The organism is Stenotrophomonas sp. 10N36 (assembly GCF_056395005.1).
In genome coordinates this window covers 52,263-77,945 of sequence record NZ_JBFTIS010000010.1, presented here as the reverse complement: position 1 = coordinate 77,945, position 25,683 = coordinate 52,263, and the positions used below count along the sequence as shown (strand labels likewise).

The following is a 25,683-nucleotide window of genomic DNA, read 5'->3' as shown; positions in this document are numbered from 1 at the left end:
GCAAAACCCCCGATACAATGACCGCCCCTTCCGCCGCAAAGACCGCCCCTTGAACGCTCCTCCGTTGCTGGCCGCCCAAGGCCTTGCCTTCAGTCGCAACGATGAGCCGGTATTCGGCCCGCTCGATTTCCACATCGACGCCGGTGAAGCGCTGCTGGTGCAGGGCGACAACGGGTCCGGCAAGACCACCCTGCTGCGGGTGCTGGCCGGCCTGCTGCGCGCCGATGCCGGGCAGGTGCAGATCGACGGGCGGGCCGCCGGGCACAAGGAGCGCGCGCGGTTCGTGGCCTACCTGAGTCACCTGCCGGCGCTGAAGGCCGATCTGGACACGCTGGAGAACCTGCATTTCCTGTGCGGCCTGCACGGCCGGCGCACGCGCCAGATGCCGGGCAACGCGCTGGCCATCGTCGGCCTGGCCGGCTATGAAGACACCCTGGTGCGCCAGCTCTCGGCCGGGCAGAAGCGACGCCTGGCGCTGGCCCGGATCTGGCTGTCGCCGGCCCCGCTGTGGCTGCTCGACGAACCCTACGCCAACCTCGACCTGGACGGCATCAACCTGGTGAACCGGATGATTTCCGCGCACCTGCGCAGCGGCGGTGCCGCCCTGGTGACCACCCACGGTGCGTATGCCGCACCGCCGGTTCAGACGCGGCTGCTGCGGCTGTCGCCTGCGGGGGAGATTTCAGCGCCCACCGGGCAGAACCCGGCACCACACGGGGGTGCCGCATGATCGCGCCGGGTACCGAACCGGGCCTGTGGCAGACCGCGCGGGCGCTGGCCCGGCGCGACCTGCGCCTGCTGTGGCGGCGCCGCGGCGATGCCCTGCAACCGCTGATGTTCGCGGTGCTGGTGGTGGTGTTGTTCGCCCTGGCGCTGGGCCGCGAGCCGCAGCTGATGGCGCAGGTAGGCGCGGCGGTGCTGTGGCTGGCGGTGCTGCTGGCCGGCCAGCTGGCGCTGGATTCCATGTTCCGCAGCGACGCCGAGGACGGCTCGCTGGAGCAGTGGCTGCTGGCCCCGGTGCCGCTGGCCTGGCTGGTGCTGGTGCGGGTGCTGCTGCATTGGGCCACCACCGCCCTGCCGCTGATCGTGGTCAGCCCGTTGCTGGCGGAAATGCTGCATCTGCCGCATGACCAACTGCCCATCCTGCTGGCATCGTTGCTGCTGGGAACACCGTTGCTCAGCCTGATCGGCGGCGTGGTTGCCGCGCTGACCGTGGGCATCCGGCGCTCTGGTATTCTCGTGGCGTTGCTGGCCTTGCCGCTGTACGTACCGGTGCTGGTGTTCGGTGCAGGCAGTGTCGGGGCCGCCGCACGCGGTCAGGATCCGGTGGGGGCGCTGCTGTTGCTGGGCGCCGGGCTGGTGGTGGCGCTGGTGCTTGCACCGCTGGCCACCGCCGCGGCCATCCGGATATCGTTGAATTGAGCAGTCGTCCACCGCCACACCGTTTACAGCGTCACCGTTCAACACGCCGCTCCACGTCCGTTGAATCGTCGCCCTAGGTTGGATAGCTACCGCTGCATGCACACTCTCGTCCGCTGGTTCCACCACGTCGCATCGCCGCCCATCTTCGACCGCTTCGCCGCGCGCTGGTCGCGTGTGTTCTACGTGGCCGCCCTGCCGGTGCTGCTGATCGGGCTGTGGCAGGGCCTGTTCGTCGTCCCGCCGGAGCAGAGCCAGGGCGACGCCTTCCGCATCATCTACATCCACGTGCCCAGCGCGTGGATGAGCCTGTTCGTGTTCGCCCTGATGGCGCTGTATTCGGCCATCGCGCTGGTCTGGCGGATCAAGGTCTGCGAGATCCTGGCCATGGCCTGCGCGCCGATGGGCGCAGGTTTCACCCTGATCACCCTGCTCACCGGCAGCATCTGGGGCAAGTCCACCTGGGGCACCTGGTGGGACTGGGACCCGCGCATGACCAGCGAACTGATCCTGCTGTTCCTGTACCTGGGCGTGATCGGGCTCTACTACGCCATCGAAGACCGCCGCAGCGCCGCGCGCGCGGCCGGGCTGCTGGCCATCGTCGGGGTGGCACTGCTGCCGGTGATCCGCTATTCGGTGGACTGGTGGGGCGGCCTGCACCAGCGCCAGTCGATCAACGTGTTCGGTGACAACGCCGTCCGCGCCGAGCTGATCGCGCCGCTGTGGTGGATGGTGGTGGGCACCAAGCTGTGGTTCGCCGGCTCGCTGCTGGCCAAGGCGCGTGCCGACAACCTGCTGCGCGAGGCCGGCAAGGCCTGGGTGGCCGAACGCATCGGCGGCGGTGCCGCCAGCGCTACCGGGGAGATGCCGCGATGACCCACCTGCCCTTCATCATTGCCGCCTTCGCGGTGTTCGTGCTGGTGCTGTGCTGCGATGCGTTCGGGTCCTGGCTGCGCCTGCGCCTGGCGCGCTGGCAGGCCCGCCACCGCCAGCAGCGGCTGCAGGCCCGCGCCAAACCGCAGGCCGGCACCCCGCTGGCCACGGAGCTCATCCGATGACCCCGGTGCAGCGCCGCCGCATGGTGTGGGTGTTGCTGCTGTTGCTGGCCTCCGGCCTGGCCACCACGCTGGTAGCCTTCGCCCTGCAGCGCAATATCGCCTACCTGTACACGCCGGCCGAAGTGCTGCGCGGTGACGTGGATCCGCAGTCGCGGTTCCGCCTGGGCGGGATGGTGGTGAAAGGTTCGTTCCAGCGCGCCAGCGGTTCGCTGGAAGCACACTTCGTGGTCACCGATGGCGATGCCACGCTGCCGGTGAGCACCTCGCGGATCCTGCCGGACATGTTCCGCGAAGGCACCGCAGTGGTGGCCAGCGGCCGCCTGCAGGACGGCCGCTTCATCGCCGATGAAGTGCTGGCCAAGCACGACGAAAACTACATTCCCAAGGAAGTGGCCGACAAGATGGGCCAGGCGCATACCAAGCACGATGTACCGGTGACCGCACCGGAGGTGCGCTGAGTGCTGCCCGAACTGGGGCAGATCCTGCTGGTGACTGCGCTGCTGGTAGCGGTGCTGCAGGCGGTGCTGCCGCTGTGGGGCGCCCAGCGTGGCTACGCGGCGTGGATGGCCGTGGCCCGCCCGGCCGCGTACGCGCAGCTGGTGCTGCTGCTGGGCGCGTTCGGCGTGCTCACCGCGGCCTTCGTCACCCAGGATTTTTCGGTGCGCTATGTGGCCGAAAACTCCAACTCGCTGCTGCCGCTGGCCTACCGTTACTCCGCGGTGTGGGGCGCCCATGAGGGCTCGCTGCTGCTGTGGGCGCTGGTGCTGGCACTGTGGAATGCCGCCGTAGCGCGGTGGTCGCGACAATTGCCGATGCAGGTGCTGGCCCGCGTGCTGGGCGTGCTGGGCATCATCAGCATCGGCTTCCTGGCCTTCCTGATCTTCACTTCCAACCCGTTCGCGCGGCTCCTGCCAGCGCCCCTGGAAGGACACGACCTCAACCCGCTGCTGCAGGACCCGGGGCTGATCATCCATCCGCCGATGCTGTACCTGGGTTACGTCGGCTTCGCGGTGCCGTTCGCCTTCGCCATCGCCGCGCTGCTGGAAGGGCGCGTGGATGCGCGCTGGCTGCGCTGGACCCGGCCGTGGACCAACGTGGCGTGGGGCTTCCTCACCCTGGGTATCGCGCTGGGCAGCTGGTGGGCGTACTACGAACTGGGCTGGGGCGGCTGGTGGTTCTGGGACCCGGTGGAAAACGCCAGCTTCCTGCCGTGGCTGGCCGGCGCGGCCTTGATCCACTCGCAGGCGGTCACGGAAAAGCGCGGCAGCTTCGCCAGCTGGACGTTGCTGCTGGCCATTGCCGCCTTCGCGCTGTCGTTGCTGGGCACCTTCCTGGTCCGCTCGGGCGTGCTCACCAGCGTGCATTCGTTTGCCGCCGATCCCTCGCGCGGCACCTTCATCCTGATTTTCCTGGCCCTAGTCATTGGCGGCGCATTGCTGCTGTACGCGCTCCGCGCCGGTGCGCTGGGCAACGACGACCCGCGCCGCGGCTTCATGGCCACCTCGCGCGAAACCCTGCTGCTGGCCAACAACCTGCTGCTGGCCGCGGCGTGCGCGATGGTGCTGCTGGGCACGCTGTACCCGCTGCTGGCCGATGCGATGGGGCTCGGCAAGGTGTCGGTCGGCCCGCCCTACTTCGGCACCCTGTTCCTGCTGCTGATGGCGCCGCTGGTGGCGCTGCTGCCGTTCGGCCCGCTGGTGAACTGGCAACGCGACCAGGCCTCACGCGCACTGGCGATGCTGGCGCCGTGGGCGGTGCTGGCGCTGCTGCTCGGCGCCATTGCCTACTTCATGGCACCGCAGGGCGCGCTGAAAACCGCGGCCGGTGTGACCGCCGCTGCCTGGGTCGCCTTCGGTACCGCGCGCTTTGTGTGGAGCCGGCTGCGTGGCAATGGCCGCTTCACCGCCGAAATGGTCGGCATGCTGCTGGCCCATGGCGGCGTGGCGGTGTTCCTGGCCGGGGCCCTGCTGGTGGAAGCGCTGAACGTGCAGCGCGAGGTGGCGCTGTCGCCGGGCCAATCGCTGCAGGTGTCCGGGTACGAAGTGCGCTTCGAGGGCGTGGACCACCAGCAGGGCCCCAACTACACCGCCGACCGCGGCCACATGCGCATTCTGCGCGATGACCGCGAACTGGCCCTGCTGCACCCGGAAAAACGCGCCTACGCCAGTGGCGGCCAGATGATGACGGAGGCCGGCATCCATGCACGCATCGGCGGCGATGTGTACGTGGCGCTGGGCGAGCCGCTGGGCAACAATGCCTGGGCGGTGCGCGTGCACATCAAACCGTTCGTCCGCTGGATCTGGCTGGGCGCACTGCTGATGGCCCTGGGCGCTTTCGTCACCGCCGCTGACCGCCGTTTCCGCCGTCCCTGAGTCCTGGAGTTACCCCGTGTCCGATCCGCGTCCCGTTTCCCGCCCCCTGCCGCCCGTGGCCATCGTCATCGGCGTGCTGTTCTTCTTCGGGCTGCTGGGGCTGATGATCTACGGGGTGATGAAATCCGGCGCGCCCGACCGCGACGTGCTGCCGTCGGCCTTGATCGGCAAGCCCGCCCCGGCCTTCACCCTGCCGGTGCTGCACGACCCCACCATCAAGGTCAGCAGCAATGAACTGCGCGGCGCGCCGTACGTGCTGAATGTGTGGGGCAGCTGGTGCGCGGCCTGCCGCGAAGAACACCCGGTGCTGACCCGCTTCGCCGAAACCAAGCGCGTGCGCGTGATCGGCTACAACTGGAAAGATGAACCGGCCGACGCCCTGCGCTGGCTGGAACAGCTGGGCAACCCGTTCGTGCTGGTGCTGGCCGACATCGAAGGCCGCACCGCAATCGACTGGGGCGTCACCGCCGCGCCGGAGACCTTCCTGGTGGATGCCAGTGGCGTGGTGCGCTGGAAGTACAGCGGCGCGCTCACCCAGCGGGTGGTGGACACCCAGCTGATTCCCGAACTGGACAAGGTGGAGCGGAGCCATGCCAATGCCCAGACAACGCTGCCCGCAGCGCCGTAAGCTGCCCGCGCTGCTGCTCGGCGGCCTGCTGGCCGCTGCGGCACTGCTGCCGGCAACGGCCAGCGCGCAGGCGGTGTCCGACCCGACGCCGCTGCACTACCGCGACGCCGCCGAAGAGGCACGCTTCCATGCACTGGCTGCCGAACTGCGCTGCGTGCAGTGCCAGAACCAGTCGCTGGCCGATTCCAACGCGCAGATCGCACACGACCTGCGCCGTGAAGTGCTCACCCTGATGCAGCAGGGCCACGACGACGCGCAGATCAAGCAGTTCCTGGTCGACCGCTACGGCGCGTTCGTGCTGTACCGCCCACCGATGGACGCCCGCAACAGCCTGTTGTGGTTCGGCCCGGCCGTGCTGCTGCTGGGCGGCGCGGGCGTGCTGGTGTGGGTGGTGCGCCGACGCAGCCGCCAGCTGCAGCCGATGGACAAGAGCGAGGAGCGCTGGTGAGCGGATCGTGGTTACCAACACTTGCCGCCATGGCCGCCACTGTCGTCGGCCTGGTGGTGCTGTGGCCGCTGCGCGCCACAGGCCGGCGCGCGCCCTTCCTCGTGATGGTGGTGGCCGTGGGCGTGGCCGGTTCGGCGCTGTATTACCTGGTGGGTACGCCAGAGGCCGCCACGCCGACCGCGCGCACGGGCGAACCGGCCACCCTGCGCGATGGCGTGGTGGAACTGCAGCGCGCACTGGAACGCGACCCGCAGCGCGCAGACGGCTGGGCCCTGCTCGGTCGCTCGCAACAGGCCCTGGGCAACCTGCCCGAGGCCAACCGCGCCTTCACCCGTGCCGTGCAGCTGGCCCCCGATGAGCCCGAGCTGCTGGTGGAGGCCGCACAGACCCGCGCACAGGCCGACCCGGCCAAGCAGTTCGACGATACCGGGCTGCAGTGGCTGCGCCATGCCCAGCGGCTGGCGCCGGGCAGCGAACGCGCCGGCTGGCTGATCGGCATCGCGCTGCGCCAGCGCGGCCAGGATGCCGAGGCGGCCGCCACTTGGGAGGCGCTACTGCCGCGTCTGGACCCGGGGGCAGCCACCGCGCTGCGCGAACAGATTGCCATTGCCCGCGAGAAGGCCGGGCTACCCGCCGCAGCGACGCCGCCCGCGGCGACCACTGCTGCAACCGCACTCACCGTTACGGTCGCGCTGGATCCCGCGTTCGCCGTCCGCGCGCGCCTGCGTGACGATGCCAGTATCTTCGTGATTGCCCGCGTCCCCGGCGGCCCGCCCATGCCGGTGGCCGTGGAAAAACACCGGCTGGCCGACCTGCCGCTACGGGTCACGCTGGACGACGCCGACAGCCCGATGCCGACCCAGCCGTTGTCGGCGCTCAAGGAGGTGGAGGTGTTCGCGCGCCTGTCCGCCTCCGGCCAGGCCAACCGGCAGGAGGGCGACATCGATTCGCCGTCGGTCCGCGTGCCGCTGCCGCATGCCGAGCCAGTGCCGCTGCTGATCGGCGGACCATGAGCCGGGCCGGCGCGATGCTGCGTGCCGCCCATGGCACGGCACGTTGACCGGACCCGGCTAAAATGCGCGCATGACTGAATTCATCCCGCCCGGTACGCGTTACCACGCCCTGCCCTCGCCCTTTCCGTTCAAGCGCGGTGGCCAGCTGCTGGACGCGCACGTGGCCTATGAAACCTGGGGCACCCTGGACGCGCAGGCCAGCAACGCGGTGCTGATCGTCACTGGTCTGTCGCCCGATGCGCACGCTGCCGCCAACGCCGACAACCCGGCCTCCGGCTGGTGGGAAGGCATGCTCGGCCCGGGCAAGGCGATCGACACCGACCGCTGGTTCGTGATCTGCGTGAACTCGCTGGGCAGCTGCAAGGGCTCCACCGGCCCGGCCACGATCAACCCGGCCACCGGCGCACTGTACCGGCTGCAGTTCCCGGAGCTGTCCATCGAAGACGGCGCCCGCGCGGCAGTCGAGGTGGTGCGTGCGCTGGGCGTGGCGCAGCTGGCCTGCGTGATCGGCAACTCGATGGGCGGCATGACCGCACTGGCGCTGCTGTTGCTGCACCCGGGCATCGCGCGCAGCCACATCAATATTTCCGGCAGCGCGCAGGCGTTGCCGTTCTCCATCGCGATTCGCTCGCTGCAGCGCGAAGCCATCCGGCTGGATCCGAAGTGGGACGCCGGCCAGTACACCGAAGACAGCTATCCCGAATCGGGCATGCGCATGGCGCGCAAGCTGGGCGTGATCACCTACCGCTCCGCGCTGGAATGGGACGGCCGGTTCGGCCGCGTGCGGCTGGATTCGGACCAGGCCGACGACGACCCGTTCGGCCTGGAGTTCCAGGTAGAAAGCTACTTGGAAGGCCACGCGCGCCGCTTCGTGCGCTTCTTCGACCCCAACTGCTACCTGTACCTGAGCCGCTCGATGGACTGGTTCGACCTGGCCGAGTACGCCGACGGCGACGTGCTGGCCGGGCTGGCGAAGATCCAGGTGGACAAGGCGCTGGCGATCGGCGCCAACACCGACATCCTGTTCCCGGTGCAGCAGCAACAGCAGATCGCCGACGGCCTGCGGGCCGGTGGCGCCGACGCGCGCTTCATCGGGCTGGATTCGCCGCAGGGACATGATGCGTTCCTGGTGGATTTCGCGCGGTTCGGGCCGGCCGTGGGCGAGTTCCTTTCCGCACTCTAAGGACAGACATGCGACTGCAGGGAAAGCTCAGCGAATGGGACGACGCGCGCGGCTTCGGCTTCGTGCAGCCCAATGGTGGGGGCGACCGTTGCTTCGTGCATATCCGTGCGTTTGCGGCGCGTGACCGGCGGCCGGCACTTGGCGACGTGATTGCCTATGCGGTTGAACGCGATGCGCAGGGGCGCCGGAACGCCGTGCAGGTGCTCTTTGCGCTGCAGCGGGGCGGCGCGCGCAACACGCCTGCGGCCGAGCGGAAGGGCCGCGACGTTTTCCCTCGCAAGACTATCGCACTGCTGTTCCTCGCCGGACTAGCTGGGCTGACCGCGTGGATGCACTGGCCGATGTGGCTGCCAGCGGCGTATCTGGGCGCGAGCGCCGTGACCTTCCTGTTCTACTGGTTCGACAAGAGCGCTGCGCAGCACGACCAGCAACGCACGCCCGAAAAAACCCTGCAACTGCTTGCGTTGTTCGGCGGTTGGCCCGGCGCCTTGTTCGCGCAGTCGGTGCTGCGCCACAAGAATCGCAAAGCCGCGTTCCAGCAGGTGTTCAGGGTGGTGGCGGTGATCAATCTGGGCGCCTTGGCCTGGTTGCTGCACCAGATCCCCCGGTAGAGCCAGGCAACGTGTGGTTCAGCGAGGTGAGAAACAATGGCTGCTAATTCAAAATGGGTCGTGGCAGGAGCTGCGGCGGTCGTATTGGTCGGGGCATCTTTCTGGTACTTGGGCTCATCGCACCAGGAAGAAGTGCATGATCAAACCTCAGCATCATCGCCGTCCGATGGGCAATCTCCGCCCAGCTTGGGGAGTGCAACCAAAACCGGTGTAGCCCAAGCACCTAGCGATCTCGGCAACCTGCCTGAGAATGCTCTTCTGCAGCACTACTCTTGCAAGGGAGACTCATCGACGTGCGCCAACGACCCGCTTGTCGCCTCTACGGCAGAAGAGGCAGTTTGGCTTGAGGCGCGCGGGTACCCGACGCCTGACCAAGTCCAGAACGCCCGCAGCTTCAGCGCGGAGCAACTGAAGGCCGCTGCCGAGAAGAGCGGGGCAGCCGTTGACGCAAGTTTGTATGCTCAAGGTCTATTGCGCGAACAACGGCACCGTGAGGCGCTGGGTGTTGCACTTGATGGCGCCAAGCAAGGAAACCTCTATGGTCTCTATCTCGCTTCAGACATCTACTTGAGCTCCGATGCCCTAAAGAACTTGCCGCTCTCTATGGCGTATTTGCGACTTGCATATCTTGCTGGTGACTCGAAGGCTGGTCCGACGTTTGCAGCAAGATTCCCCAATGTGGCTGCGCCGGAGCTAGCTAGTGCGGACAAGCGTGCAGCTGAGCTCAAGAGTGAGTTGATTTCGCTGGGGAATTGGCCGCGACCATAATCCCGGAAGCTAAACCTGGCCATGCACTCAGAGATACCGGCGTAACTTCGTTGGACGGCGACGGCATCTATCTGATCAACATGGGAAACTGCCAGCAAATAAAGCGCTTGATCGACAGGGGGATCATCCACGTTGCCAGCGATAATGAAAGCTACGGCGAACCCGTACCCATCCCAGAGGGAACCGTGATTGGGGGAAACGTCCTTCTCCGCAATCGGATTGAACGATTTAACTAGTCCGCCGGTACCCAACAAAGAGCCCTGCCAATGCAGGGCTTTTTCGTGCCAGTCATCATCAGCCGGCGGCCGCCTTTGGCCAGAACCGACCTCGCGATGGACTTGGCGCGACACTCTCTAGTGGTCAGGGCGCTGGATGGCCTCGATGCACGCACTGCCATCCGCAGCGCACATCACGCTATCGAGCCAAGTGGCATACCGCGAAATGCGAACGTTGTAGACCATCTGTCCATAGAAGCCCGCTTCCAAGGCGTGCTCCGGAACCGCGGTGATCCACGATCCCAGCCCAATGAGTTGCCACGCATCCTGCTTACGAACAACGAGGGGGCCGCCGCTGTCCCCGCTTCCCAACACCCCCTCAAGCGGCAGGCCTTGTGCAGGCGGATCGAATCGATACCAGACATAGCGATCGTTGGCGCCCGTGATGGAGTTGTAGGCCCGCCTCAGCACGCCACGATGCGGGGCGCTGGCGCTTTGCCCGTCAACGCCGTTGCCGGTTGCCCCTTTGCCCACAAACATGGCGACTTTGGTAACTTCATCGTTGCCTCGGTAAAGAGCTACCGGTGCAACGTGCTCCACCGGCGTATCCAACTCAATCAACGCTATGTCATCCGACCCGGCAAGAAACGCGTGAATCCTGGATGGATCGCCCGTCTTCAACGCTTCCTGACCCAACACGTCGGGCATGCGCTTGAAGCCAGGGTGGACGATCACCCTGGCAACCTTGTATCCCTCGCCGTTGATCATCACCTCGGCGTCCATGCCTTCCATCGGAGCGGCGTGTGCGGCGGTGACGACCCACTTCGGCGCAATGAGAACGCCGTGTCCCTCGCCGGGCATATCTGCCAGCGCCGGAAACTCCGATCGGTCTATCCGGTACTTCAAATCGTCAACATCGCTACGGATGACAATGGCGTTCGCTGCAAACGGCAGGATGGAGAGAGCAAGTAGAAGCCGGAACTTCATATGTGGGAACGTCCTGTTAGGCAGTGGTTTGAGGTTCACCCGCGGCGTTCGTGCGCGCCTCGCACCAGTATGGCCGAGCAGTCTCAATGCTGGGCAAGATCTCCGACAAGACGACGTCAGGTGCGACGAACGCCGGGAAATGAGGCTTGAATCCGGGAGGATCCATACCCGCGCTGCCCATCCCACGCCTCACTGGGACAAATCACCGGTCCGAGCGGCGTTTCCGCTCAGGCTCACGTTTGGGCAAGCATCACTTAGGCTGGCTTGGCGACGGGCGTCCACTTCCGACCAGAAGCGGACGTTGGCCTGCTAGCTGTCGGACGGCGGCTTAGCCGCCCCATCAGGTTCTCGAAGCCCGGCTCGGACTTCCTCCGCGACCCGCTTGGCCGATTCTGGCCAACCCAGCTCCATGGCCCCCACGCAGCCCCAGCAATCTCCGCCGCAATCGGCAGAGAGCAGATCGGCAGAGACGTCAAGCCTTCTACCGCAGATGTTGCACCGGGCGCTGACGTTCGACACATTCCTCATCTGGAGTGTTTAGGCACCGTAGAAGTAGCCTTGGCGGGCCCGGGACCAGACCTCAATCGCCTGCTGTGAATGATCTGGGAAACACTCGGCAAGGTAGTCTGCGGCGGCGTCGAGATCCTTTTGTCGCAGGTACTCGATAGTCTGCTCCACACCGGCCCCCACCATGTTCTCGACGTCGAAGCCACATCCAATATCCATGTTCAGATTTTTGGCGATCCACATGAGTTCGACGTCGGCCGGATCTCCTACATGGAAAAGCAGATATGCGCACCAGTAGACGTTCTCGAAGTACTCCTGATCCTCGTCTCTTTCTCGATAGGCAATTTCTTCGCGAAAGATTTTTCGCAAGAGCAGCTGATGCTGTTTCGCGTCCTCTGGACTGATGCTCCGGAGTACATTTTCCCGCATGGAAGGGGATCGGATATCCAGGTCTGTCATTAGATCCAGCCGAGCAGTAGATGGGTAAGGGGAAGCTGCCGACAAAGTGGCGGATAGTCAGCACTCGCATTTGCAGCTCGATCTTAGGGATCGCCATTTCCGTGTGCAAGGGAACCGGAATTCGATGTCGGCTTTCGGCCAGAAGTGAACACCAGAAAAACCCTCAGTTCGGGGGCCACCGATTTCCGGGCCGGCCAGAATGGGGAAATCAGCGACACTTCAACCTTTACGGCATGGAGCGAAGCCAGGCCGCAGCAGATTCGATGGCATCCTGATCACTGGACACAATGCTCTCCGGCGTTATGCCTTCTGGATATGCCTCGCCATCACGATCAAGCATCGCCGCGGTCGTCAACCGAAGGACACCGCCGTCAGGAAGCGGAAAGGCACGGTTGGACGTCGCAAGCCCTGCGGTGGTCTTCCCGAAGAAACGGGTTGCGGGCCGGGCCCTGAAGGCCACGGCTACCGCCTCTCCGGAGCTTGCCGTTTTCGGGCCCACCAGAACAGCCACTGGGCTATCGGAAAGATCCACCTCACATGCAGGGGTAGCCCGCGATCGCCAGCGGGTCGTGACACCGTGCCGATCGCGAAATGCACCTGCATCGCGCGTTCCCAATAAGGAATGCAGCCCATTAAGCATCGGCCACATATTGCCGCCTATATCCTGACGAAGATCGAGGATCCAACCCTTGGATGAGGTCGGCGCCAGCGTGCCGATGTGCTCGCAGAGTTCCGTGGTGAAGGCCGCAGCAGCACGGGCATCCGTGCCGCGCAGGCCCGGCACCAGCACGTAGCCAATATCCTGCATCGCCCTGACTTCGATGGGCCGGGATGGAATCGCGTCCTGGCGGTACGCCGTCGCGGCTTTGGGCGTTTGAAGGTAGCTGTGGCGGTCTGCCAACGCATCCAGTACCTTGCGTATCCTGGCGTACGCCTCCGGCGCGGGAAGGTCCTTCAAATCAGGCGTCAGCAGTGCAACTTCTTCGGCTGACCAGCTTACGTTGTGCGCGTTCAGTGCATTGGCGCGAATCAGGGGAAGTGCATGGGCCACCATGTCATGGGCGGAAACTGCGCTCGACTTCGCAGGCTGCGACGTCAACGTGAGGTGCTCGACATCCAGATGCCCGGCACTAGTCAGTGTCACGCCGAACTTGATGCTGGTCGTGGCGGCAGGGATGTAAAGCTGGAGCTCGCGCGCGATTGCGCCATCGCCGGCGCGCACAGGCTGGCGTCCCGAACTGGCAAAGGCCAACTTTCCTTTGGGGCCGTCCGCGCGAAGCCAGATCGCGGCTGCACCGGCGCCATCATTGACCCGCAGACTGCCGGCCAGGCGCACTTCCTTTCCTTGGAACGAGTCTGCTTCCAGTGAGGTGATCGCACCGATGAACGCGCTTTCGCCCATCGACCCGGCGGACAAGGTAACGGCCGCACCGCCGGTATCCAGAACATCACCCGAACCACTGGTAATGGAGTGGGTACTGGTACCTTTCCACACGGTCGGTGATTGTGCTCCAGGACTGAAGAGCGCCAACAGGAGAAGGGCCGCTGTGCGGTGCATGTTCAACATCCATGTTTACGTTGAAATGAGATCCTAGTCCAAGGGCATTGCACTCACAAGGTGATCTGAAGGCGCGATTCGCGTCGGCGAAAAGGTGGTGATCAATGTCACCACCGCAGAGCAGCGCGAGGGACCGATTTGGAACTGCCGTTCAACTCGCGCTGGGGAGTGAAGCTCATCCGATGCGAGCTCGCTGAAGATATCGACTCGAACGCGCCCGCATATCTGTACGCAGCGCACACTTCAGTCCACGCCAGAAAAATCCTATCCCATCAAGCGGCGTTCCAGACGTACCATGGTGGCTGTCCATTGCAGCAGTCGGCGCTTCTTCCCAGGCGAAGAGATGCTGTGATCGAGAACGAAATGGATTTCTGGAGATGCTGATGTTAAGGGATGTTTTGCTGGGCGCTGTGGTGTTGATGGGTCTTGGGCTTGCCTCTGGGGAAGCCAGCGCTGTCGCGGTGCGCTGCGACACTTGCCGGGATGATGGGCACTTCCGCGCAGAAGCACTCAGGTTGGGGACGGGCACCCACTTGGTCTACAACGTTCATACCAATTCGATCCAGCAGTACTACATCCAAGGCAACACCTCCGGCGGTGGCGGCGACGTGCCACGCGCCGTGAAAGCGAGCTCTTCCCTGAGTGTGTTTCGCCAAACGCCACCCGCCGCCGCAGTTCAGGAGGTTGACCGCGCGCATCGAGTCATCGTGGAAGGCGGCGGAACGCTTCGGCCAACGTATGTTATCAGCGTCGAGATGCTTGGCCTTAATCCCAGCGCCCGTGAGAAGACGGCGTATGACTACGTCAAGGACGCGAACCTGCGCGCCATGGTTGAGTCGGCGGCTGGCAATGTGAATGTGATCTCGCAAGTCGTTGGCGCCAACGTCATGACGGCTGTAACTGATCTACTCCAATTGGCCTCTAACTATACTGGGCTTGGCGATCAAGCCAGGCTCATGTTCAAGATCGTTTTCAAGGACGGCTCTTACGTCACTGTGATCGTCAATCTTGAGTATCAGAACGGCCAGACCGAAGTAGGTAGCGAGCGTACCGCCGCAGGGCAGAAGATCCCGACTGACATCCAGGAGGTTCAAGGCGAATGGACCGACTATGGTGGCGAAAACCTTGGACGCATGGCAACTCACATGGAATCTCTGGGTGCCAATATGGTCGGCACCGGTCCTACGAACAGCGGCTTTGTGCGGGCCATTTCCTGCACAGGCGGTCCTGCCACCAAGATGTGCTTGGTTGAATACATGATCCGGTAGGCCTACCTGGGTTTTGTCGCTTTGGTTTCGTTGTCCGCGACAGATACCGGGTGTTCTTCAATATTTGAGCTTCACAAAGCCGCCTACGGGCGGCTTTTCTTTGGGTGTCTCATTGACTTCACGATGAGCGCCAAATTTAACTTTCCGAATTGAGGAATGCGATAGGGCCATGCGAGAGGCCATTTCTGGCAGCCCATGACCCATTCGGATGCATCCAGGAGTGCACTGGGTAGAGAGGCCTACCACGCAGACATCCCATCATTCTCGCCGAGGCATGAAAGTAGCGCTTCGATCGACTCCGGGGCCAGATCAAACCCGATCCGATAACTTCCGTTCGGATGCACTTCTATGATCTCCACGTGCTCATCGCTCACTTGCCGGTCATCTTCAAGGCAGCTTCCGGCAAGCGCGCACCGCTGATACTGATCCGGGCCACATCCTGATCGATACGCGCCAGGTCGGCCGCATCGAGCACCAGATCCACCGCACCCAGATTCTCATCCAGCCGATGAAGCTTGGTCGTGCCGGGGATCGGTGAGATCCACGATCGCTGGGCCATCAGCCAGGCCAGGGCCACCTGGGCAGGCGTGGCACCCTTCTCTGCCGCCATCGCCTTCACCACGTCAACCAAGGCCATGTTGGCCCGGCGTGCTTCAGCGGAGAAGCGCGGCACCGCATTACGAAAGTCCGTTGCATCAAACTGCGTGTTCTCGTCGATCTTTCCGGTCAGGAACCCCGCGCCCAGTGGGCTGAAGGGTACGAAGCCAATGCTCAGTTCTTCAAGCAACGGAAGAAGCGCCGTCTCCGGTTCACGCCAGAACAGCGAGTACTCGCTCTGCACAGCCGTGAGCGGCTGTACCGCATGTGCCCTGCGGATTGTCTGCACACCCGCTTCGGACAGGCCGAAATGCGCAACCTTGCCCTCTGCAATGAGCGCCTTCACCGTGTCGGCAACATCCTCGATCGGCACCGCCGGGTCAACGCGATGCTGGTAAAGAAGGTCGATGCGCTCGGTACGAAGCCTCTTCAGACTGGCCTCTACGGCAGCGCGGATGTGTGCGGGCTGGCTGTTGGTACCTGTGCCGCGGGCACCGGTTACGGGGTCGATGTCAAAGCCGAACTTGGTGGCGATCACCACCTGGTCACGAACGGGCGCCAGTGCCTCGCCCACCAGTTCTTCGTTGGCAAAGGGGCCGTAGGCTTCGGCGGTGTCGAAGTGGGTGATCCCACGCTCCACCGCCGTGCGGATCAGCGCAATCATGTCCTGCTTGTCTGCGGCCGGGCCATACGCCGCGCTCATGCCCATGCAGCCCAGGCCGAGGGCGGAAACTTCAAGGCCTTGTCCAAGGGTACGGGTCTTCATGGTCGACTCCTCAGCGTGCAGTGTGCGGAGCGGCCAACCAGGCGTTGACGCTCTCCATGGTTCTACGTTCCTGGTCGGCCTGCATCACGAATGCATCGAGAATGCGGGCGTTGGGTGCGTGGCTGGCGACCACGCGCAGGCTGCTGCCCACGCCGAAGCCGCCGTGGGTGATGAACGGCACGATCGTCTTGCCCCTCATGTCGTGCTGCGACAACAGCGATCGAATGATCGGCGGCGCAGTCTCGCCCCAGATGGGGAAGCCCAGGTAGACGGTGTCATAGCGATCCATGCCGGCAATGCGGGTGCGCAGTGCCGGCTCTACCCCATCGTCGCGCTCCTGCCGCGCCTGGGCCACCGTTTCCAGGTAGTCGGCCGGGTAGTCCACGGCAGGCTGTATCTCGAACAGGTCGCTGGGCATGCTGCGATGAATGAGGCCGGCAACGACCCGGGTGTTGCCCGAGCGTGAGAAGCAGGCAACCAGTGTCCGTGCGTCTGATCGACCCGCAGCGGCGCCCTCCGGCCGCTCCGCAGCGGAGCATCCCAGCGGCAGCGACGCCAGCGCGGCAACGACTGCCCGGCGACCATGATTGGGGGTTGGAATCGTCATGGCGCCAATCTACGCCCCCCAAACACATTCTTGCAGAGGCATAATCGGATATCGCTTATATCCGGTGCGCATCAATGAGCGTAGAGAATTACGACCAGTTGGCCATGTTCGTCCTGGTGGCGCGGGAGCGCAGTTTTACCCGGGCTGCCGCCCAGCTGGGCATGTCCCAGCCTGCCCTGAGCAGATCAATGCGTCAGCTGGAAGAGCGCCTGGGTGTGCGCCTGCTTGCCCGGACCACGCGCAGCGTTTCACCCACCGAGGCCGGAGAGCAGCTGCTGCGGGTGATTTCACCGCGCTTCGAGGAAATCGACACGGAGCTCGCCCAGCTCAACGCTTACCGCGACAAGCCGGCCGGTCGCCTCCGCATCACGGCGGGTGAGCATGCCGCGCTCACCGTGATGCAGCCGGTACTGGGCAAACTGCTGCCGGCCAATCCCGACCTGAACATTGAGGTGATCGTCGACTACGGACTGACCGACATCGTGGCCGAGGGCTTCGACGCCGGTATCCGCATGGGTGAGCAGGTGGCCAAGGATATGATCGCCGTGCGCGTGGGGCCGGACCTGCGCATGGCAGTGGTCGCATCGCCGGCCTATTTCCAGCACCATCCGAAGCCGAAATCACCGCACGACCTCACCCAGCACAATTGCATCACCATCCGCCTGCCGACCCACGGTGGCATTTTCGCGTGGGAGTTCGAAAAGAAGGGCCAGGAGCTGAAGGTGCGGGTGGAAGGCCAGCTGGTGTTCAACAACATCGCCCTGCGCCTGGGCGCCGCACTGGAGGGACTGGGGCTTGCCTACATGCCCGAGGATCTGGTGCGCGCCCATGTGCAGGCAGGCACCCTGGTTCACGTGCTGCAAGACTGGTGCCCCTCCTTCGCCGGCTACCACCTGTACTACCCCAGTCGCAGGCAGTCATCGCCGGCGTTCACCGTGCTGCGTGATGCATTGCGCTATCGGGAGTGAGCGTTAGCGCAAAGGCGCCTCCACGTCGCTGTAAGCCTGCACCGCTGGCGGAAGGCGCTCGCCCTGCACTGCCACCGCGGCAACTGCGGCATTGAGCTCCCGCAGCTCACCTGCGCTTAAGATCACCTCACCTGCGCCAACGTTGTCCAGCAGATGGGCCATCTGCGTAGTACCGGGAATCGGCACGATCCAAGGCTGCTGCGCCATCAGCCAGGCCAGTGCAATCCGCGCAGGCGTGGCCTGCTTTCGCGCGGCCCAGTCCCTGAGCAGGCGCACCAAGGCCAGGTTGTGTTCGATGTTCGGCGGGGTGAAGCGCGTTTCGATGCCGCGAATGTCGCCCTCGGCAAACCGTGTCCTGGCGTCGATCGCACCGGTCAGGAAGCCTACGCCCAGTGGGCTCCACGGCACGAATCCGATGCCAAGCTCGGCGCACGTAGCAAGCACCTCCTGTTCCGGCCCACGCCAGAGCATCGAGTACTCGCTCTGCACAGCCGTCACCGGCAGCGCAGCGTGCGCGCGGCGAAGCGTCTTCAGGCCCATCTCGCACAGGCCCCAATGCAGCACCTTGCCCTCGGTCATCAGGTCCTGGATCGCACCGGCCACGTCTTCGATCGGCACCTGCGGGTCCACGCGATGCTGGTACAGCAGGTCGATGCGGTCGGTACGCAGCCGCGTGAGCATGCCCTCTACCGCCCGCTTGATATGCGCGGGCCTGCTGATCAGGCCCGGGCCACGCGCGCCGGTTTCCAGGTCGATGTTCCAGCCGAACTTGGTGGCGATCACCACGTCGTTGCGGAACGAGGAAACGCCCTCCCCCAGGATCCGTTCCACTTCATGCGGACCATAGGCCTCGGCCGCATCGTAGAACGTCATCCCGCGATCGAACGCGGCACGGATGATGCGGTGCATCTCGGTGCGTGAGGGGATGGTGGTCTGGTAGGTGCGGCTCATGTTCTGCACGCCCAGCCCGATGCTGGAAACCTGCAGCTTGCCGAGCATGCGGCGGCCGCCCATCCGCGGCGCGGCAGCTGCGGGGGAGGCGTTTGCCGACGTGGCCAGCGCGCCGGCCAGCGGCAGCGCCGCCAGCGTAGCGGCCCCCTTCAGAAGCGAGCGGCGTTGGGCGTTGGTGGGCAGGGTGTTCATTGGGGTCTCCATGTGGGGCGCTGTCAGGGCCCGGGTGCCGGGGTCTGTTCCAGTGCCTGCACTGCGCGGGCGGATGCGGCTGCGTAGCCGCTGTGGGCCAGCAGTTGGGCCAGGTGCTGCAACTGTGCGCGGCTGAGGCCCACGCGCTGGCTGGCCGCCATGTGCGAGCGCAACTGAGCCTCCACGCCGGGCATCACTGCCAGCGCGCCCACCGTGGCCAGTTCACGGCTCTGCCAGTCCAGGGTGTCGCGCTCGAAGATGTCGCCGAACAGGTGCGTCTGCAGGTACTGATTGATGATGGGGGCGAAGTCCATGAGCGGCCCGGTCACCGGGGCGCCGGAGATCCGGGTCTGGTTGGCGGTGCCCACCGCGCGCAGCGCTTCGCCCACGGGAACGTTCCTGGTGGGCGGCTGCCCGGGTGCAGTGGCGATGCCCTGCGCTTCACGTACGCGCACCACCTCCATCAGCTCGCCCAGGGCATTGAGGCTCTTCGGGAACCCCGCATAGGCATACAGCTGCACGAGCACTTCTTTGGTCTCACTCAGGGTCAGCCCTGCATCCAGTCCCCGGCGCAACGCGGCAGTGAGCTGCGGCATGTCGCTGCTGGCGGCGGCGGCCGCAATCAGCGGGATCGCCTGCTGCCTGGGCGAAAGCGGCCCGGCAACGGGAGCGTCGATGCCTGCTGACGCCTCGCGATACTGGTCATCACTGACCTGCTCCAGCCACGCCACCGACGTGCCGTCTGCTACCCCGGTCACTGCAAGGTGGGTCATTGCGCTGTGGGGCGCGGCGCCGTGCCAATGCTTGACCCCGGCAGGACACACCACCACATCCCCGGCGTGTATCTGCTGCACCGGCTTACCCCATTCCTGCGTCAGCCCAACGCCGGAGGTAACCACCAGTCGCTGACCGGCGGGGTGCGTGTGCCAGGCCGAGCGCGCACCCGGTTCGAAGCTGACGTATGCGGAAGAGACGTGCACCTGCTCGTCCGCCGGGAACAGAGGATCTACCCGCACCTTGCCGACGAAGGTCGCTGCCGGACCGGCAACGGACGACTGCGTTCCCGCTCGGGTGATCTGCTGCGTGGGTGTTTCGACGGCGCCAGCGAACGGTGCCGCCACACTCAATGCCGCGCCCAGCAGCGCCCTCTGCGCGGTTGATTTACGAGGCGCGCTCATGGCGCAAGCGTCCGGCCGTAGAACGTGGTCAGCGAGGCGACGGCGGCATCCACGTATTTCGACACCCAGTAGGTTTCGATATGCGTAGCACCGTCCAGCAGCACCAGTTGTTTGTCGGTGGTGCCGGTCGCCTTGGCGAAAGCGTCCTGGGTCATGTACAGGCTGTCAGCCTTGCTACCGGCAATCATCAGCAGCGGCTGGTTGATGAGCTCGATCTGGTCGGTGGCGTCCCAACGCATCAGGTCCAGCAGGCTGCTGGTCGTATAGCGGAAGGTGGCGTTGGGATGGGCGTGCGTCTTCCAGTAGTACGCATAACCTTGCCGATACAGATCGAAGGGAAGCGTGGCGATCTGCGCGTCGGTGAGGTTGGCGTCGCCCGAGTACAGCACTTCGCCGCCGGCCGCTTCCTGTGCCCGCGCATTGGCAGCCTGCTGCAGGCGCTGCTGGATCGTGTCCAGCTGCGAGTCGGCATAGCCGTTGCGGCGCACCCGGCCGGAGTTGAACATGCTGATCGTGGCTACGGCCATGAACCGCTTGTCAGTCTGCGCGGCCGCTAACGAATAGCCGCCGCCGCCACAGATGCCCAGCAAACCCAGGCGCGCAGTGTCGACCCAGGGGAATCGACTGATGAAGTCCGCCATGCCGTGGATGTCTTCGATGCGGTGTGAAGGCATGTCCACGCTGCGCGGCTGGCCGCCACTCGCGCCCTGATAGGCCGCATCGGCGGTAATGGCGATGTAGCCCTGCTCGGCCAAACGCTGCGCGTACAGGCCGGCCACCTGCTCCTTGACCCCACCATTGGGGTGGGCAACCACGATGGTCGGGTATTTCCGCGCGGCATCGAAGTTGGCCGGCGTGTAGAAGTTTGCCGCGATCTCGATTCCATTCAGCGGATAGGACACCGAGTGGACGTTGACCTCGCTGGGCACATTCCGCGTGATCGCACCTTCGTAGGCCAATTTGAAGGGGTTGAGCGTGTAGTCGGCGGCGGACGCGTTGCCTGCCGCCAGGCCAAGGGACATCGCCAACAGCGTGGCGTGCACGATGTGCTTCATTCAACTGCTCCCAGTGTGGACGTTACCCCGGCCGGTGCATGTGGCGCGCCCACGTTGGCCGGGATCAGGCGTAAAACTAACCGCCGTGCACTCATGGAAAAAGAGCATCAGCCGGATATCACTCATGCATGAATGATATGAATTATGGATCGGAGAGCGATACAGCACCGGCGCGCCACAGTCCTTTCATGGCGCGATCAATGCATGAGGCAATCCGGCTCAATGATCCAGATTCTTCTTCGATAGAAACTCGCTCACCAGATCGGCGATCTGGACGTTGTTGAGGTCCGAGAACAAGAAATGGCTGTTGCCACGGATTCCCAGGTCCGGCAAATGGATCAGGGTGACGTCCCCGCCCTGCCGATTGACGGCGTCGCGCCAGGCGCGGGCCATTTCCAACCGCGCCCGCCAGCTGTCCTGCGCGGGCAGGTCAACGGGCTTGTCAGGGATGTTGTCGCCATACAGCACCAGAATGGGGATCCGCGTCAGCGCCTTGAACGCTTCGGGCGACACCACCGCCGGTGCGACCGTATCGAATGCACTGGGAATCGGCGCCGGCGCGTCGTTTTTGGCAAATACGAAACTGCTGCCAGGCTCGAAGGCGACGATGGCGCGCACATTGGGGCTCTTTATCGCCGTCATCCAGCCAGGGCCTCCCGCCTGCGAATGGGTAAACAAGATCGCGGGCCCTGTTTTTTGCAGCACGGTAGCTACTCCGTCAGAGACTACCCCGAGGTCGAACGGCCCCGTGTTCGGCGTGACCGAACGGAAAAACTGGTCCAGCGTGGCCTCCCCTGTCGGGAATTGACTGCCGTCGAAGTATGTCGGCCAGAGGCCAATTCGGAACTGGTTGAACCACATCTGATCGTCTGCCACGGGCTTCAGCGTGGACTCGACCATGCTTCGGCCGGCTTTGCCTCGCCGTGGCTGATCGATCAGGTAGGTAGTGAAGCGACGACGCAGGAACAGGTTCTGGAAGCCCTCGCGCCCATCGGCCGTCGTTTCCCAACTCTTGGACGACTGGCCCGCACCGTGCCACATCACGATCGGCAGCGAACGCGCATTCACCGGCTTCTGGTAGAAGGCATAGACGTGATCACCGTGGTAGCTCTGGCCCTCCGGATTGGACGGTTTCAACGGATCGAACGTGCCAGGTTCCGTCTTTTCCATGCCACCTGCGAGGAAACTCCCCTGCGCCTCGATCTGCAGTGGCTCGTTGGCCATGGCGGTCGTGGCACAGAGGGAAACCGCCATCCAGATCAGTGAGGAGGGGAAGCCAAACACCAGAGTGCGAAGGCGGGTGCGTGTCTGCATGGGTCACTCCGTGACAGATTGTCAGGAGAATCTACCCTCGGGTTCACCTTGGAAGAAGCGCGGACGCGCATATCACTCATGCATGGAGGGTATAGATGCCATGTCTACGACATGGCAGTGGCGGTGGCCTGCCAGTGCCCTTCGTGCCGCACTTCTATGCCAACTTCCCATCCCGCAACCGGTAGCTCCGATGCACGATGCCGTCCGGCAACACATCATGCGTAATCATCACCAGACTTCGGCTACCCAGCGCAGCCACCATGTCATGCAACAACGCATGCGCGGTATCCACATCCAGCCCTTCGGTAGGCTCATCCAGCAACAGAATCGGTGAGCCGCGCAGCAGCGCCCGCGCCAGCGCCAGGCGCCGCGCCTGCCCGGCCGACATGGTGGCGCCGTTCTCGCCCACCCACGCCTGCAACCCGCCAATCTGTTCGGCCCAGCCCTGCAGGCGCACATCGGCCAGCACCTGCCACAACTGCGCATCCGTCGCCTGCGGATCACCCAGGCGCAGATTGTCGGCCACGCTGCCCGCAAACACCGGCGCGTTCTGCGGCAACCACGCCACCTGCCGGTGCCAATCGGCCTGGGCGAACTGGCGGATGTCGACGCCGCCGTAGCGCACATAACCCGCGTCGGGGTCCCACAGGCGCAGCAGCAGCGACGACAGCGTGGTTTTGCCACAGCCGCTGTCGCCCTGGATGGCGATACGATCACCCGGGCGCAGCTGCAACTGCAGCCCGTCCAGCAATGCCCGCTCCTGCCCCGGCCAGCGGAACGCCACGTGTTCAACGCGGAGCGTGGCCGGTTCGGCGGGCACCGGCACCGGGTTCACCGGCTCGGCGACACCGGCGGGTTGATCGACGATCTGCTCCAGCCGCACCGCCGCCACCCGTCCGGACAGCCACGACTGCCAGGCCAATCCGATGGCCGCCCACAGTTCCAGCAGCGCGACGGTGAGGAATACCAGGCCCGCGGCCAAGGCGGCATCGATGGCGCCGCGCTCGAAGCCGCGCAACGCCAGCCACAGCATGGCCACCAGTCCAGCGGCCGCGCACACGCCATGCAGCGCATTGCCGCCGATCAACCGCCAGCGGCGGCGACGGTCGCGCGATTTCAGCTGTTTGGCGGCCACCAGCACGCGCAGGTTCCAGTGCTCGCGCGCCTGCAGGGCGGTCAGGTCCGCCGCGCCTTCCAGGCCTTCGAAGGACTGCGCGCGCAGCTGTGCGCGATGCAGCGCGCGGTCGCGCTCCTGGTCGCCGGCACCACGCACAGTGAGCCACGGCACGCCCGCGCCGATCACCAGCGCCAGCACGCCCAGCAGCACCGCCGCAGGCGGATGGATGATGCCGGCGGCGATCACGCCCACCAGCGAGATGCCGCCCAGCGCCAGCAGCGGGCCGATGGCGCGCACCAGCAGGCCGTCCACTTCGCCGATGTCCGACATCAGCCGCGCCAGCAGCTCGCCGGTGCGCACACCGGCCAGTCGCGCCGGCGCCAGCGGCAACGCGCGGCGGAAGAACCACACGCGCAGGTCGCGAGCGATGCGCAGGGTGACGTCGTGGCCCACCAGCTTTTCAAAATAGCGCGAGGCGATCCGCGCCATGGTCAGCCCGCGGATGCCCGCCGAGGGCGAGAAGAAGTTGAAGCCGCTGCCCAACCCGGCCGCACCGGCCAGTGCAGCCGCGGTGAGGAAGCCACCGGACAGCCCAAGCAAGGCGGTGCCGGCCAGCATGGTGGTCCACAGCAGCAGCACGGTCAGTACCAGGCGGCCGCGGTGCCGGGTGAAGACCTGCTTCAACGAATCGATACGCGGCGCACTCATGCCGGCACCTCCCGCGTGTTGCGGGTGCCGCTGGCGGTCAAGGTCAGGCGCGTATCGGCCCAGGCCATGGCGGTGTCGCTGTGGGTGGCGATGATGACGCTGCGGCCGCGCGCGAACGCGGCCAGCGTGCGCAGCAGGTCGGCCTCGGTGTCCGGATCAAGAAAGGCGGTGGGCTCGTCGAGCAGCAGCAGCTGCGGGTCGCGCAGCAGCAACCGGGCCAGACCGATGCGGCGTGCTTCGCCGCCGGACAGACCAAAGCCACGCTCGCCGATCACCGTATCCAGGCCGTTCGGCAGGGCGGACGCGAAGCGCATCACCTGCGCCGCCTCGGCAACCGCGCGCAGGTGCGCATCGGTGGCGCCCGGGTCGGCCAGGCGCAGGTTGTCGGCAATGCTGCCGTGGAACAGGTAGGGGCGCTGCCCGGCATAGCCGATCTCCAGCCCGGGGCGCAGCACGATGCTGCCCGACTGCGGCGGCAGCCAGCCGGCCAGCGCTTCCAGCAGGGTGCTCTTGCCACTGCCACTGGGGCCCACCAATGCCAGCCGCTGCCCGGGCTCGATCTGGAAGGACAACCCTTGGATCACATCGTGCTGCGCCCCCAACGGGCGCAACACCAGGTCGCGCACCTGCACCGGCGGTGCATGTTGTTCCAGCAGTTCGGGGGCACGTGCAACGGCGGCCTGCACATCGCCGCCCTCCTCCGCATCGGGCAGCTCGCCGAGCAGGCGCTCCACCTCGGCCGCGGCGGCCAGCGCGTTGGCGCGGTCGTGGTAGTGCGCGGCCAGGCGCCGCAGCGGCGCGTAGAACTCCGGCGCCAGCAGCAGGCAGAACATGCCCACGCCCAGTGTGGGCACCTGCGCGTGCAGCGACATCAGGCCCAGGTAGCTCAGGCCGAAATACAGCGCGACCATGGCGACGCTGATCGAGGCGAAGAATTCCAGCACCGTAGACGACAGGAACGCGATGCGCAGCACCTTCATGGTGCGCTCGCGCACGCCTTCGGCGGCAGCGGCCACGCCCTCCAGTTCGGCCTCGCCCCGCCCGTACAGGCGCAGCAGGCCCAGGCCCTTGATGCGATCGGCGAAATGCCCGCTCATGCGCGCCAGCTCGCCCAGCTGCGCGCGCCCGGCCGCTTCTGCGCCCCAACCCACCAACATCATGAAGAACGGCACCAGTGGCGCGGTGAACACCAGGATCAGCGCCACCACCCAGTCGGTCCAGGCCACCGCCAGCGCGATCAGCAGCGGCACCACCACCACTTCGATGCGGACCGGCTGATAACCGGCGTAATAGTTCTCGATTGCATCGGCATGGGCCAGCATCAGCTCGCCCAGTTCACCGGTACGCTGCTGGCGCAGCCACAACGGCCCGCGCCCCAGCAGGCGCCGGTAGACCCGCTCACGCAGGGCCAGCCGCGCGGCATCGGCCACATCGCCGGCTGCGGCCTGGGTGGCGCTGCCCAGCAGCGCGCGCGCCACCAGTACCACCAGCAGGCCCAGCAGCACTGGGGTGGCGTCGGCCAGCGGCCGGTGCTCCACCAGCACGGCCTGGATCAACCAGGCAATGGCCGCGGCCTGGCCGATCAACAGCGCCCCGGACACACAGATGCACAGCGCAGCCATGCGCTGGCGCCCCCGCGCGGCCACGCCCAGCCCGCCCAGCCAGTGCAGGCGGCGACGGCGCAGGGCCGCGTTTTCAACAACAGTGGCGTCGGGGGGTATGCTCAAGGCAGATCA

General features: G+C 65.5%; 25 protein-coding genes and 1 pseudogene. 14 read left to right on the top strand and 12 right to left on the bottom strand.

Annotated features, from left to right (window positions below; all coding sequences use genetic code 11):
* The first annotated feature begins 49 nt into the window (after positions 1-49).
* From ccmA to AC1DCJ_RS11630, 12 genes are all read left to right on the top strand, one after another.
* A complete protein-coding gene (ccmA, locus tag AC1DCJ_RS11685; RefSeq protein WP_478071017.1) occupies positions 50-730 on the top strand; it encodes a heme ABC exporter ATP-binding protein CcmA in 681 nt (226 codons plus the stop codon).
* A complete protein-coding gene (gene ccmB, locus AC1DCJ_RS11680; protein ID WP_038687473.1) occupies positions 727-1,422 on the top strand; it encodes a heme exporter protein CcmB in 696 nt (231 codons plus the stop codon). Before ccmA ends, ccmB begins: the two co-directional genes overlap by 4 nt.
* A gap of 96 nt (positions 1,423-1,518) precedes the next feature.
* On the top strand, positions 1,519-2,295 hold the full coding sequence (ccmC, locus tag AC1DCJ_RS11675; protein ID WP_478071016.1) for a heme ABC transporter permease CcmC: 777 nt from the start codon (positions 1,519-1,521) through the stop codon (positions 2,293-2,295).
* Positions 2,292-2,477, top strand: coding sequence for a heme exporter protein CcmD (locus AC1DCJ_RS11670; RefSeq protein ID WP_313245665.1), 186 nt, complete (start codon positions 2,292-2,294; stop codon positions 2,475-2,477). The genes ccmC and AC1DCJ_RS11670 overlap by 4 nt, the downstream gene beginning before the upstream one ends.
* Entirely contained in the window at positions 2,474-2,935 is a 462-nt protein-coding gene (gene ccmE / locus AC1DCJ_RS11665) for a cytochrome c maturation protein CcmE (RefSeq protein WP_038687467.1), read from the top strand. The genes AC1DCJ_RS11670 and ccmE overlap by 4 nt, the downstream gene beginning before the upstream one ends.
* A complete protein-coding gene (locus tag AC1DCJ_RS11660; protein WP_478071015.1) occupies positions 2,936-4,849 on the top strand; it encodes a heme lyase CcmF/NrfE family subunit in 1,914 nt (637 codons plus the stop codon).
* 55 nt (positions 4,850-4,904) lie between these two features.
* Complete coding sequence (locus AC1DCJ_RS11655) at positions 4,905-5,477, top strand: DsbE family thiol:disulfide interchange protein (RefSeq protein WP_448134856.1); 573 nt, start codon at positions 4,905-4,907, stop codon at positions 5,475-5,477.
* Positions 5,446-5,925, top strand: coding sequence for a cytochrome c-type biogenesis protein (locus AC1DCJ_RS11650; protein WP_478071014.1), 480 nt, complete (start codon positions 5,446-5,448; stop codon positions 5,923-5,925). Before AC1DCJ_RS11655 ends, AC1DCJ_RS11650 begins: the two co-directional genes overlap by 32 nt.
* Positions 5,926-5,954: 29 nt before the next feature.
* The gene (locus AC1DCJ_RS11645) at positions 5,955-6,938 is read left to right on the top strand and encodes a tetratricopeptide repeat protein (protein WP_478071013.1); all 984 of its coding nucleotides are present in this window, start codon (positions 5,955-5,957) and stop codon (positions 6,936-6,938) included.
* Between the two features lie 70 nt (positions 6,939-7,008).
* The gene (metX, locus tag AC1DCJ_RS11640) at positions 7,009-8,121 is read left to right on the top strand and encodes a homoserine O-acetyltransferase MetX (protein ID WP_478071012.1); all 1,113 of its coding nucleotides are present in this window, start codon (positions 7,009-7,011) and stop codon (positions 8,119-8,121) included.
* A gap of 8 nt (positions 8,122-8,129) precedes the next feature.
* Positions 8,130-8,732, top strand: a complete 603-nt coding sequence (locus AC1DCJ_RS11635) for a DUF1294 domain-containing protein (RefSeq protein WP_478071011.1) — start codon at positions 8,130-8,132, stop codon at positions 8,730-8,732.
* 36 nt (positions 8,733-8,768) lie between these two features.
* Positions 8,769-9,500: a hypothetical protein gene (locus AC1DCJ_RS11630; RefSeq protein ID WP_478071010.1), complete on the top strand. Its 732-nt coding sequence runs from the start codon at positions 8,769-8,771 to the stop codon at positions 9,498-9,500.
* Positions 9,501-9,853: 353 nt separating this feature from the next.
* On the opposite strand, the gene AC1DCJ_RS11625 is transcribed toward AC1DCJ_RS11630, so the two are convergent.
* The 3 genes from AC1DCJ_RS11625 to AC1DCJ_RS11615 form a co-directional block, all read right to left on the bottom strand.
* Complete coding sequence (locus tag AC1DCJ_RS11625; protein ID WP_478071009.1) at positions 9,854-10,702, bottom strand: S1 family peptidase; 849 nt, start codon at positions 10,700-10,702, stop codon at positions 9,854-9,856.
* Between the two features lie 537 nt (positions 10,703-11,239).
* Positions 11,240-11,668: a hypothetical protein gene (locus tag AC1DCJ_RS11620; protein ID WP_478071008.1), complete on the bottom strand. Its 429-nt coding sequence runs from the start codon at positions 11,666-11,668 to the stop codon at positions 11,240-11,242.
* A 226-nt stretch (positions 11,669-11,894) separates the two neighbouring features.
* Positions 11,895-13,226 (bottom strand): S41 family peptidase, encoded by a 1,332-nt coding sequence (locus tag AC1DCJ_RS11615; protein ID WP_478071007.1) that lies wholly within the window; start codon positions 13,224-13,226, stop codon positions 11,895-11,897.
* Between the two features lie 377 nt (positions 13,227-13,603).
* On the opposite strand from AC1DCJ_RS11615, the gene AC1DCJ_RS11610 reads away from it, so the two are divergent.
* Positions 13,604-14,494 (top strand): hypothetical protein, encoded by an 891-nt coding sequence (locus AC1DCJ_RS11610; RefSeq protein WP_478071006.1) that lies wholly within the window; start codon positions 13,604-13,606, stop codon positions 14,492-14,494.
* Positions 14,495-14,864: 370 nt separating this feature from the next.
* Here the strand turns inward: AC1DCJ_RS11610 and AC1DCJ_RS11605 are convergent, their stop codons facing one another.
* Positions 14,865-15,857 (bottom strand): aldo/keto reductase, encoded by a 993-nt coding sequence (locus AC1DCJ_RS11605; RefSeq protein WP_478071005.1) that lies wholly within the window; start codon positions 15,855-15,857, stop codon positions 14,865-14,867.
* A 10-nt stretch (positions 15,858-15,867) separates the two neighbouring features.
* The gene (locus AC1DCJ_RS11600) at positions 15,868-16,464 is read right to left on the bottom strand and encodes a flavodoxin (RefSeq protein ID WP_478071004.1); all 597 of its coding nucleotides are present in this window, start codon (positions 16,462-16,464) and stop codon (positions 15,868-15,870) included.
* A 74-nt stretch (positions 16,465-16,538) separates the two neighbouring features.
* On the opposite strand from AC1DCJ_RS11600, the gene AC1DCJ_RS11595 reads away from it, so the two are divergent.
* The gene (locus AC1DCJ_RS11595; protein ID WP_478071003.1) at positions 16,539-17,432 is read left to right on the top strand and encodes a LysR family transcriptional regulator; all 894 of its coding nucleotides are present in this window, start codon (positions 16,539-16,541) and stop codon (positions 17,430-17,432) included.
* A gap of 3 nt (positions 17,433-17,435) precedes the next feature.
* Here the strand turns inward: AC1DCJ_RS11595 and AC1DCJ_RS11590 are convergent, their stop codons facing one another.
* From AC1DCJ_RS11590 to cydD, 7 genes and pseudogenes are all read right to left on the bottom strand, one after another.
* Complete coding sequence (locus tag AC1DCJ_RS11590) at positions 17,436-18,446, bottom strand: aldo/keto reductase (RefSeq protein ID WP_478071056.1); 1,011 nt, start codon at positions 18,444-18,446, stop codon at positions 17,436-17,438.
* A 152-nt stretch (positions 18,447-18,598) separates the two neighbouring features.
* Entirely contained in the window at positions 18,599-19,252 is a 654-nt protein-coding gene (locus AC1DCJ_RS11585; protein WP_478071055.1) for a carboxymuconolactone decarboxylase family protein, read from the bottom strand.
* Positions 19,253-19,264: 12 nt separating this feature from the next.
* A pseudogene (locus tag AC1DCJ_RS11580) lies at positions 19,265-19,753 on the bottom strand ((R)-mandelonitrile lyase); the annotation flags it as partial.
* Positions 19,750-20,808 (bottom strand): alpha/beta hydrolase, encoded by a 1,059-nt coding sequence (locus AC1DCJ_RS11575; protein WP_478071002.1) that lies wholly within the window; start codon positions 20,806-20,808, stop codon positions 19,750-19,752. The gene AC1DCJ_RS11575 and the pseudogene AC1DCJ_RS11580, both read right to left, overlap by 4 nt.
* A 219-nt stretch (positions 20,809-21,027) precedes the next feature.
* Complete coding sequence (locus AC1DCJ_RS11570) at positions 21,028-22,122, bottom strand: alpha/beta hydrolase (RefSeq protein ID WP_478071001.1); 1,095 nt, start codon at positions 22,120-22,122, stop codon at positions 21,028-21,030.
* A gap of 154 nt (positions 22,123-22,276) precedes the next feature.
* Positions 22,277-23,947, bottom strand: coding sequence for a thiol reductant ABC exporter subunit CydC (gene cydC / locus AC1DCJ_RS11565; RefSeq protein WP_478071000.1), 1,671 nt, complete (start codon positions 23,945-23,947; stop codon positions 22,277-22,279).
* Positions 23,944-25,674, bottom strand: a complete 1,731-nt coding sequence (gene cydD / locus AC1DCJ_RS11560) for a thiol reductant ABC exporter subunit CydD (RefSeq protein WP_478070999.1) — start codon at positions 25,672-25,674, stop codon at positions 23,944-23,946. Before cydD ends, cydC begins: the two co-directional genes overlap by 4 nt.
* Between the last annotated feature and the right edge of the window lie 9 nt (positions 25,675-25,683).